The sequence below is a fragment of the Corynebacterium lubricantis DSM 45231 genome, from assembly GCF_000379425.1.
GTDB classification, from domain to species: Bacteria; Actinomycetota; Actinomycetes; order Mycobacteriales; family Mycobacteriaceae; genus Corynebacterium; species Corynebacterium lubricantis.
Genome location: NZ_KB902218.1, coordinates 1 through 4468, shown reverse-complemented (window position 1 = coordinate 4468; position 4468 = coordinate 1). Strand labels below are relative to the sequence as shown.

Here is a 4468-nt window from a genome sequence, read left to right as displayed (position 1 = left end):
CTTCAACGCGCTCAAACACAACCGCGGGGTGGCCACCCGATACGACAAACTCGCCGTCCGGTTCGAGGCAGTCATCCGGGTCGCGAACATTGACCGCTGGCTCAAACGACTTTCATAACAGGTCCTAGGAGCCGAGGAAACTATGAAATAGATCACTAAATGGACTCCGGAGGTGACTTCGGTGGGGATGAGAGGTTAACGTCACCTCCATCAGGTAACGGAACAGTCACAATTTCGTCTCTAACGAGTACAACGGTGAGATCGAGTGTGGCGGGACAACGGACAACGACGGAAGAAGATTCATGCTCCTGAAGGCCCAGCGATCAGCCGGAGGAAAACACCGCAAGATCCCCACCTCGCAAACCAAGAGCCGCGTAGCCCTGGTGGCCGTGGCCACGGGAGCGGTCTCGTCCGCGGGTATCGGGGGTGCCGCCGCCGCCACGCTGCAGACCCAGGCTGAAGCCTCGATCTCCCCGCAGGACACTGTCGGTGGCGTGCAGTTGGCCACCAATGACACCGCGCTGCCCCCGGACACGACGGAGACGGCCCCGCAGATCCTGACGATCTCAGAGTATAAGCCGGTAACCAATATCAACGAGCAGTTGGACAAGGCGGTTGAGTACGCCGCCGAGCGCACCGAGGCCGCCCGCGCTGAGGCCGCACGTCTGGAAGCAGAACGCATTGAGGCAGAACGCCTGGCCAACGCCTCATCCGTGGTCAAACCCACTGAAGGCACCTTCACCTCCGGTTTCGGTATGCGCTGGGGCAGCCTCCACGCAGGACTAGACATCGCCAACGTCGTGGGCACCCCAATTCTTGCGGCCATGGGCGGCACCGTCATCGACTCCGGACCGGCTTCCGGTTTCGGCCAGTGGATCCGCATCCAGCACGATGACGGCTCCATTGCCGTCTACGGCCACATGGAAACCCTCGATGTCAGCGTGGGTGAGCAGGTCACCGCCGGCCAGAAGATCGCCGGCATGGGCAACCGAGGTTTCTCCACCGGTTCCCACCTGCATTTTGAGCTCTACCCGACCGGCAGCGGCGCCGTCGACCCCGCCCCCTGGTTCGCCCAGCACGGCATCACCTTCTAACCTTCCCCCACCCGGGAGAAAACCCGGTCCTGACCCTCAGGCCAGCGCCTGTGGTCCGGATGTCAACATGCTCCAGGTCATCTCACACTCCTCCGCCGAGGGCACCGAGGAGTAGTACAGGGGATTGTGTACTGTCTACGATTATGAGCACGGTGACCGTCACTCACACCTCGGCGTTGTCCCGGGTGGGCCATGCCCTGTCCGATGACACCCGGACCGGGATCCTGTTGGCCTTGCGCCACGGGCCCGCCCGACCCTCGGACCTGGCCCGGCAGTTGGATGTCTCCAAACAGGTGATGTCGAATCAGTTGGCCTGTCTGCGCGGATGCGGGCGGGTGGCCTCCACCCCGGAGGGGCGCAACGTCTGGTATTCCCTGGCTGACCCCCAACTGGGTCACGCCCTCGGTGAGTTACTCGAGTTGGTGGTCACCATCGATCCGGCCTGTTGTTCGCCGGACGGATGCACCTGCTCATGACCGCCTCGGTCCTGGAGGACTTCGTCGCCACCGTGCCGGGTCCCCCGGGGCCCACGGCCTCGACACCCCTTAATTTCCACCAGAGATAGAACGGACCCCTCGTGAGCACCCCCACCAACCGCACCACCTCCACCCGGCCCTCCGGAAATTGGAGAAAAGCCCAGATCATTGTCTGGGCGTTATTGGCAATCGTCGTCATCGCCGGGATCGTCGCCTTTTTCCTCGGCCGATCCGACTCCGCTTCTGCGCCCGCCCCGGAAACCGTGACCAGTGATGCGGGGCAGGTGGTCCGGGACAACAGTCGGGTGCTGTCCCAGGCGCCGAACGAGAAGGCCGTGCTGGTGGAGTTCCTCGACTTCGAGTGCGAGGCCTGCCGGGCGGCTTACCCCTTCGTGGAGGAACTGCGTGCGGAGTACTCCGACACCGTCACCTTCGTCAACCGTTACTTCCCGCTGCCGGGTCACCGCAACTCCATGCCCGCTGCCGTGGCTGTGGAGGCTGCCGCCCAGCAGGGCCAGTACGAAGCGATGTACCACCGGATGTTTGAGACCCAGTCTGAGTGGGGTGAGTCCGCCGAGGACAACAGTGCGGTCTTCCGCGGCTTCGCCGAGGACCTGGGTCTAGACATGGCCGCCTTTGACGCCGCTGTGGCCGATCCGGCCACCGAGGAACGGGTCCGACTCGATGTGGCTGACGGCACGGCCCTGGGTGTGCGCGGCACCCCGACCTTCTTCCTCGACGGTCAGCTCCTGACCCCGGACTCCCTGGAGCAGTTCCGGGCCGAGGTCGACGCGGCCGCCGCCGACTAATCCGAATCCATGATGCACCCAGCCCCCGCCGACGACAATGAGGTTCTTGTGACCGAGACGAACGACGACACCTTCCTGCCGGTCTTTGCCCGCCAGCGTCCTTTCGCCCTCATCCTGCTGGTCACCGGCGTGATCGGCTGGGTGGCCTCCGGTATCCTGGTGCTTGAACGCCTGGCCCTCTACGAGGACGCCGAGCATGTCACCACCTGTGACATCAACGCCCTGGTCTCCTGCGGAAAAGTGATGGGCACCTGGCAGTCCGAACTCTTCGGCTTCCCCAACCCGTTGATCGGCATCGTCGCCTTCGCCGTGGTCATCACCACCGCGATGGCCATGCTGTCGCGGGCACGCTTCGCCGACTGGTACTGGGGAGGTTTGCAGGCGGGTGTGACCGTGGGCCTGCTGTTCATCATCTGGCTGTGGTACCAGGCGCTGTTCGTCATCCATATTTTGTGCCTGTACTGCATGGTGGTGTGGGCGATGATGGTCCCGCTGTTTATCCTGCTCACAGTACGCAACCTCGCCCACGGCCTCTTCCCCGCCTCCTCTGCTGTGGTGCGGTTTGCCTCCCAGTGGGCAGGCACCCTGATCGCCGTGGTGTACGTCGCTGTGGCGGCCTCGGTGTTTTTCAGCTTCTACTCCGATTTCACCACCCTTTGACGCTCATGCACTGTGGTTTTTCACGCCTCTACCGACAGCCCGGGGCTCGCGCAGCTGCCTGTCGGCAGCACTGACGATCCCCACCAGCAGACCCGGTGACGGTGGTGTCGCTTGAGCCCTGGGGCTTTGTCCAGTGTTGGACGAGCAGCTGCTGGGCCTCGTCCTGGCTGAGTTCATTGATGACCTCCGGGGATAGACGAAGATCCTGTTCCAGGGCCTGAAGCAGCCACGGCGGCAAGGTGGAGGTCGGGAAGGTGCTGTTGCAAAGTTGGGGCGGCAGGCAAAGCGCCGTGGAATGATCGAGCCTATGGCTATCTTCTCGGGTCGACGTGTCCCTCGCGAGGTCATCCTGTGGGCAGTACGGGGGTATTGCCGCTACGGCATCAACTATCGAGACCTCGAGGAAATGATGACCGAGCGCGGCGTGCGGTTCGATCGCACCACGATTTACCGGTGGGTGCAGAAATACGCTCCTGAGCTGGACAAGCAGACCCGTAGGTCACCGGCAGGTACCTGACTGGCAGGCCAGGTCCTGGCGAGTGGACGAGACCTACATCCGGGTCGGGGGAAAGTGGTGCTACCTCTATCGGGCTATTACCGCTGGTGGGTAGACCTTGGACTTCTACCTCTCCTCGAAGCGGAACGTGGCCGCAGCGAAGCGTTTCTTGGCGAAGACGCTGCGGTCGAATAAATCGGCAGGCTACCCGCAGGTGATCAGCACCGACAAGGCCCCCTCACTGGCCAGGGCAACCTCTTCAGTTAAAGGCGGAAGGCGTCTGTCCATCGACGGTCGAGCATCGTCGGGTGAAATACCTGAACAATGTTCTCGAGGGCGATCATGGCCGGCTGAAACGAATCCTGGGGCCGAAAAGAGCGTTCAAGAACAGGACGTCTGCATATCAGACACTGAAGGGGATGGAAGCGATGCACTCGATTCACGAAAAGGCCAGGGCATCATGTTCACCTCAGGGCAACCGAATCCGGACGCGGTGATCGTTAACCGTGTCTTCGAGACGGCCTGAGAACGCCTACACGCAGCGGCCATCAGGGAATGAGAAACTGAGTCTTCGCGGCTCTCCCCCAACTTTGCAACAGCACCAGCAACTCTATACCGAGCGTTATCTAAATTGGAATGACCTTTATTCAGTCTTGAAGCAAGGCTTTTAATCATCATCGGCCACACATACTTATCTATGGCCAGGATATTTCAAGACCCCGGGCTAACCTCGGGGAAAAATACCACATACCGAGACGAATAAGGGTGCCTGTTGTACTAGTTAGGAACTTCCGGAAAGAAAGGAGCTGCCCACAGGGAACTTCGACTTAGAAAAATCGGTGCTGTTGCAAAGTTCGGGCGACAGGAAGACCTGCGTGAAATAATCACAGCCATGGGCATCTTCTCCGGTCGTCATTTCCCCCGTGAAATCAT

4 protein-coding genes and 1 pseudogene are annotated in these 4468 nt (G+C 61.4%); all 5 read left to right on the top strand.

What is annotated here, in order from left to right:
- Nucleotides 1-302: 302 nt before the first annotated feature.
- The 5 genes and pseudogenes from A37O_RS0110355 (at nt 303) to A37O_RS15705 (ending at nt 4061) form a co-directional block, all read left to right on the top strand.
- Nucleotides 303-1094 (top strand): M23 family metallopeptidase, encoded by a 792-nt coding sequence (locus A37O_RS0110355; RefSeq protein WP_018297431.1) that lies wholly within the window; start codon nt 303-305, stop codon nt 1092-1094.
- Between the two features lie 143 nt (nt 1095-1237).
- Entirely contained in the window at nt 1238-1570 is a 333-nt protein-coding gene (locus tag A37O_RS0110350; RefSeq protein WP_018297430.1) for an ArsR/SmtB family transcription factor, read from the top strand.
- 101 nt (nt 1571-1671) lie between these two features.
- A complete protein-coding gene (locus tag A37O_RS0110345; protein ID WP_018297429.1) occupies nt 1672-2379 on the top strand; it encodes a DsbA family protein in 708 nt (235 codons plus the stop codon).
- A 9-nt stretch (nt 2380-2388) separates the two neighbouring features.
- Nucleotides 2389-3039, top strand: a complete 651-nt coding sequence (locus tag A37O_RS0110340; protein WP_018297428.1) for a vitamin K epoxide reductase family protein — start codon at nt 2389-2391, stop codon at nt 3037-3039.
- 307 nt (nt 3040-3346) lie between these two features.
- Nucleotides 3347-4061 (top strand): annotated as a pseudogene (locus A37O_RS15705) (IS6 family transposase).
- Nucleotides 4062-4468: the final 407 nt, after the last annotated feature.

What these genes read in the sequence shown, in the direction of transcription:
- A37O_RS0110355 (WP_018297431.1), top strand. Translation starts at nt 303, where the DNA reads ATGCTCCTGAAGGCCCAGCGATCAGCCGGAGGAAAACACCGCAAGATC.
- A37O_RS0110340 (WP_018297428.1), top strand. Translation starts at nt 2,389, where the DNA reads ATGATGCACCCAGCCCCCGCCGACGACAATGAGGTTCTTGTGACCGAG.
- A37O_RS0110350 (WP_018297430.1), top strand. Translation starts at nt 1,238, where the DNA reads ATGAGCACGGTGACCGTCACTCACACCTCGGCGTTGTCCCGGGTGGGC.